4 protein-coding genes are annotated in these 6,347 nt (G+C 31.9%); 3 read left to right on the plus strand and 1 reads right to left on the minus strand.

What is annotated here, in order from left to right:
* The 3 genes from PHC28_RS14205 to PHC28_RS14215 form a co-directional block, all read left to right on the plus strand.
* Positions 1 to 2,456, plus strand: a 2,456-nt coding sequence (locus PHC28_RS14205) for a sensor histidine kinase (RefSeq protein WP_300101980.1), incomplete at its 5' end; no start/stop codon positions are given.
* Between the two features lie 43 nt (positions 2,457 to 2,499).
* Entirely contained in the window at positions 2,500 to 3,123 is a 624-nt protein-coding gene (locus tag PHC28_RS14210) for a response regulator transcription factor (RefSeq protein WP_300101986.1), read from the plus strand.
* A gap of 144 nt (positions 3,124 to 3,267) precedes the next feature.
* A complete protein-coding gene (locus PHC28_RS14215; RefSeq protein WP_300101990.1) occupies positions 3,268 to 5,547 on the plus strand; it encodes a hypothetical protein in 2,280 nt (759 codons plus the stop codon).
* Position 5,548: 1 nt separating this feature from the next.
* Here PHC28_RS14215 and meaB read toward each other — a convergent pair.
* On the minus strand, positions 5,549 to 6,347 hold a 799-nt coding region (gene meaB / locus PHC28_RS14220; protein ID WP_300101993.1), incomplete at its 5' end, for a methylmalonyl Co-A mutase-associated GTPase MeaB.

A 6,347-nucleotide genomic window follows, 5' to 3' on the forward strand; every position in this document is an offset into this window, starting at 1 on the left:
GTACATTTGATTTTGTTGACAAAAAAATTCAAAAAGCAAATTTTACTAATTCATTAGGATATTTATTCATTGATTCTAAAGAAGTTTCTTTTCATTCTAAACAGATTAATTCAAAAACAAGTTTAACAGAATATAAAAATTATTTAAAATATAAAGGAAACGTAATTGACAGCTTTTCTGAAAAATCTAATTCAATAATAATTAGCCGTATTATTCATTCCAATAATTATTATAGTTTTTTTACAGGAAATAGTATTCATAGATATTCCAACTTTAAACGGAATCCATTTTCATTTGCAATGGATAAAATAACAGTTCCTGAATCCTATAAATGGTATAAATTTTCTGCAAAAAATTTGAGTATTATAGCCAATAGTGGCGCAATATATATTTATGATTTACCTACTTTAAAATTGCAAACTAAAGTAGAAAACACAACCCAAACCAATTGTGCGTTTATTGATAGCCATCATAATTTGTGGTTAGGTACTTTGGACAATGGATTATTGTACTATAATTTATCTAAAATCAAGAGAGTTTTAACCTCAAGCGATTTTGCAAACAGTAATTTTTTAAGTGTCGCCATTACTGCAAAAAGTGAAATTTTAGCTGGAAATTATCACGGACAAATTATTAAATCAAAAGGAAAAATTCAAGAAAAATTTACAATTCCGAATGAAAATCAAAACTTGTGGATACGAAAATTAATTGATGCTAATCAAAATGTACTTTCAATAAATGATGCAGGTTACAGTATTAATTTCAAGAAAAACAAACCTATTACATCGTTTTTGGAAAACAATTCTAATTGTTCTTTAAAAACTGCTATTAAGCTCAATGATAGTATTGCAATAGTGGGAACTACAAGGGGATTGTTTAAACTTAACATTCTTAATGGAAAATACAAACTTTTAAATAGTCCTGATAAAAGAGTTTTAAATATTGAAAAGCAGGATAACGACACTATTTATTTTGTAGGCGCTGAAGGATTATACAAATATAATTATCAAAAAAATACAAGCACACAAATTGTATTAAATCAAGAAATAAAAGGAAATAAACCTTCTGTTTTGGCTTTTAGTAACAATCGGTTTTTATGGGTGGCGACTATTAAAGGCGATATTTTAATTTTAAAAAATGATAAAGTACTGTATAAAATTAAGGGTGAAGAAGGCTTACCTGAAAATATAACGAATATGATTGCTGTTCAAAATAAAATTTGGATTGCCAGTAAATCAGGTGTTTATAGTATTAACTTTAAAGAAGAAAAGAAAAAATTTGATTACACCATTCATAAATTATCAAAATCAGATGGTTTGACATCTAATGTAGTAAATGAATTGGCGTTTTATAATGACACTATTTACGCTGCAACCGATAATGGAATTTCTATAATTCCTTCAAAAATCCAATTTTCAAAATTTGAAATTTCCCCAAATATTATTTCAATAACTGTGAATAGCCAGAAAGTGGCTATTGCCAAAAGCTATAATCTAAAAAACGACGAAAAAAATATTAGTGTTCAATTGTCGGGTGTTGAATTGACTGGACATTTTAAAAATTTGCAATATTCTTTGAATGCTAAAAATAATTGGATTGATTTAGATGGAAACACCATAAATCTTTCTTTAAAAGGAGGAGACTATAATTTATTTATCAGAGCAATAGATGTCAATAATAATATTAGTTCTAAAACAATTGAAATAAAGTTTTTTATAGCCATCCCGTTTTTTAAAAAATTATGGTTTTGGATTTTGTTAATATCATTAATGATGACACTTGTGTTTTGGTGGTTTAATCACCGAAAATTCGAGCAACAAAAAATTGCATTTCAGCAGCAATTGGCATTAGAACAACAAAGAAATAAAATCACTGCCGATTTACACGACGATATTGGCGCTACTTTAAGCAGTTTACAAATCAATAGTGCTGTCGCAAACCAACTTTTAAATAAAGACCCTGATGAAGCAAAAAAAGTTTTACAAAAAATAGAAACGCAATCGCAAAATCTTGCCGACAAAATAGGGGACATTATTTGGAGTATGAAACCCGGTAAAGAAGAGTTTATGACAATAAGTACACGTATTCGAAATTTTGTAAATGATATTTTGGGTTCTACTGAAATAAAATATGTTATTGAAACCGATCCTGTCTTAGACAATTTAATTAAAGATATTACGCTTAGAAAAAATATTGTTTTAATCATAAAAGAAGGCGTCAATAATGTAGCAAAATATAGCAAAGCTTCCAATTTAAATATAAAATTAGTATTCGTTAACAATATGATTGCTATAGAAATTATTGACAACGGAATAGGTTTTGAAATTAATGAAACGAGCGGTAACGGCATTGCCAATATGAGAAAAAGAGTAGAGGAATTAAAGGGAGATTTCAAAATTATTTCATTGCCACAACAAGGAACATCAATTTTTGCAAGCATTCCTTTTGTCCCTTAATTTAGTTACAATTGACTCTTAAATTGTTTAGTATATTTGTTTTATGGCAATTCGAATTTTTATTTACGACGATAGTAACGAACGCAGAGACAGCTTAAAAGCATTACTGATGCTGAATGATGAACTAAAGTTTGTTGGGGAAGCTATGAATTGTAAAAATGTACTTTCCGAAATTGAAAACTTTTATCCTGACGTTGTTTTAATGGACATCAATATGCCTGAAGTTGATGGCATTGAAGGTTTAAAACTCATAAAAACAAATCATCCAGAAGTGAAAGTGCTTATGCAAACTGCTTTTGACGACAGCGATAAAATTTTTACCTGCATTAAAAACGGAGCGAGTGGCTATATTCTAAAAAACGACAAACCGCAACGAATTCTTCAAGCTATTGAAGAAGTAAATCAAGGTGGCGCTGCTATGAATCCTGCAATTGCCCAAAAAGTATTGGATTATTTTAAACCAAACGAAACTAAAAATCCATTAAGTCCAAAAGAAAATGAAGTATTGGCTTTTTTGGCAGAAGGATTAAGTTATAAAATGGTAGCCGATAAATTAGGCGTAAGCTATGCTACGGTAAACACACACGCCAAACGCATTTATGAAAAACTACACATTTCTTCCTTAGGTCAAGCTATCGCCTATTATTACAAAAATTTGAAAAATTAGAATTTAAATTTTTTATTTCTAATTTTCCTTTTTCATATCCCTAGATTTAGGGATTTTTTGTTTTAATTAAATTTTAATATTTGTTAGGGAATTATTTCCTTAATAAAACAGGGTAAAACCTATTACCGTTTAATTCAAATCACTATGAAACTTACAAAATCAATTTTAAAAATCCTGATCGTTTTCCTATTCCTTTCACAAAATAGTTTTGCAACAACAAAACCAATAATTGGAATTGGAATCGTAGTTAAAAAAAATCCTGGGAAGGGATATATTTCAGTTCCAACAGGAAACGGAGGTGGTTTCTCAACCCAACTTAGCGAAGGTGTTTATGAACTTTCTTTTCCGCAAGAACAATTACAAACAAGTATTAATGGGATTGTAAAAGCAGATTACCCTAAAAGCAACTATCAATACGATGGTTCAGGAGTAGAACTGGTTTTAGACAACTTGCAAATAACAGTGAATTCTAAAGCTACAAAAGAAAATGTTTTTGCTGTTGATAAACAAAATAGTATTACCATAACAGTTCCAAAAGGTGGCGCCACGCTTTCAGGCAAATTGAGTTGGAATGATGCCGTTATGACGAATTCGATTAGTTGTCCGGATGGGTTTATTATGCAAAATGGTGAATGCGTTCCAATGAATAGTTCTGGAAATCAACAAGCACGAACAGAAGGGAAATTAAAGGGGAAGATTATAAAAGGAGGAGATCACGGAATGCGTTCTGTTAGTGGAAGTACTGCTGGGGATTCTAAAAATAGTTGCGGGCCATCTTTGACTGTTTCTTTAAATGCCAATGGTGGAACTTCTTCTTCAGCGGGAGTTGATAATAGTTTTAACTTCAATCCAAGTTTGGGTATTGCAATACATTGGAAAAACTTTGGAATTGGTTTAGATGCTGGAACGTTCAAGACTAAACCTAATTTAGATTTTAATACTTATGCTGCTCCATTGCAAAATTTAGATTTTTTAACTATTACAAATACTAAAAGTGATTGGGTCAGTACTTATTTTATGCTTGGACCACAATATACGATATTCTTGAATCCTTCGCAAAATAAGGAGTCTCAAAGACATACTCCTTTTCACAACAAACTAGCGTTTACACTTGCTTTAAAAGGAGGATTAACTATAAACAAAGCACCAGAATTCTCTGTGGCTGATAATAGCACACCTCCAAAAAGTATTGCCAGTTATACTACACCTCAAGATTATAAAACAAATGCATTTAGTTTGAAACCAAGTATCGGTTTTTCATATTGGATTACCAAAAATTTTGCAATGACAGCCAATGCACAGTATTTGATGCAGGCTGGGCAAAAAGAATTTACCACTGGATATAGAGATTTAACTAACGTAAACTTGGCGCCGCCAATTTCTCCTGACCAATTTAATCAAAGCATTTCTTTGGCACCAAAAGTAATGACAAATACCAAAGGTCCAGATAAATATATGAGCTTTGGTTTTGGAATTACCTATCGTTTTAACAAAGGCGGAGGTGATTGTGATGATAGTAGTGATGATATAATAGGAAATACTTCAGAAAAAGGAATTACTGAAAACGGTTTAAAAAAGAATGATATTGAAACTTCTTCAGATGAAACCCAGCGAAAAGGAATTAAAGAACAAGGTTTAAAAAAGAATGATGTTGAAACTACTTTAAGTGAAAACCAGCGGAAAGGAATTACCGAAAATGGTTTACCGAAGAATGTTGTTGGAAATGTAATTACAGATGTAGAACTTAAACAAATTGCCGAAACATTGGTCAACTATAGAAAAGGCTGGGATGGAACTGTAAAAGGCAACAAAGTTGAAAACGTAGTTAATGCTGATGTAAAGGCTATTGCAGAAACATTAGTCAATTTGGCTCGAAAAGGCTGGGATGGAACTGTAAAAGGAAATAAAATTGAAAATACAGAGAATGAAGCTGATGTAAAAACGGTTGCAGAAGCATTAGTCAACATTCGAAAGGGTTGGGATGGAACTGTAAAATGGAATAAAGTTGAAAATGTAGCGAATGAAGCTGATGTAAAAGCTATAGCAGAAACATTAGTCAACATTCGAAAAGGTTGGGATGGAACTATTAAAGGGAAAAATATAGCCGAAAAAGGAATTCAAGAAAACGGATTAAAAAGGAATGAGATTGAAACCTCGGCAGTTAACGGCTCAAAAGCAATAATTGAAAACCCAAATGACGATACGGGTGAACCAGAACAACAAGTTTATAAATTTAGTAATGGTTGTACTAGAACATGTACTGGTAACTGGTATGCTAATTCAGATGGATCCGTTGGTTGTGATGGAACTGCTGGGCCAAAAGTTTGCATCAATAAAGCAGTCACTTCAACGCCTTCTGCAACAGCAAGAGTTAGTTTGATAAATCAAGTTTTTGACCAAGAAGGTAATGTGAAAACTAAATAAATTAACTTTTAAAATATTTTTCTAACAATAACTGAGCGGCTGCAAAAGGTGAAATTTTATCATTTTGCACCGCTTTTTTGTTTTCTTCCAAAAGCCTTTGAATTTCAGGATGAGTATAAAAATTGGTTTTCAAATGCTCATTTATTGTTTCTAACATCCAATATTGATTTTGCTCTTTTCTTTTTTCAAAGAATGAATTATTTTCTTTAGTTAACCCTAAAAAGTCTTGGATTGTTTTCCAAACTTCTGGAATTCCTTCGTGAGTAATAGAGCTGCAAGTGGTAGTTGTGGGCGTCCATCCTGATTTTTTAGCGGGAAATAAATGCAATGCTCTGTTGAATTCTGTTTTTGTTAAATTGGCTTTTCGAATGTTATCACCATCGGCTTTGTTGATGACAATTGCATCGGCCATTTCCATAATACCGCGTTTGATTCCTTGCAATTCATCACCAGCTCCAGCGATTTTTAATAATAAAAAGAAATCTACCATACTGTGAACAGCTGTTTCGCTTTGACCAACGCCAACTGTTTCTATGAGAATTGTGTTGAAACCACAAGCTTCACACAGCGTAATGGCTTCACGTGTTTTTTTTGCAACTCCTCCCAAAGTTTCACCTGAAGCTGATGGTCTGATGAAAGCATTCGGATCTTTTACTAATTCCTCCATTCGGGTTTTGTCGCCAAGAATACTTCCGTGCGAAATTGTACTGCTTGGATCAACGGCAAGAACTGCCACTTTTTTTCCTAGAGAATTTAAATGCTTTCCAAAGGCTTCAATAAATGTACTTTTCCCAACTCCA

Origin of the sequence: Flavobacterium sp., assembly GCF_028712645.1 — a bacterium.
Lineage (GTDB): Bacteria > Bacteroidota > Bacteroidia > Flavobacteriales > Flavobacteriaceae > Flavobacterium.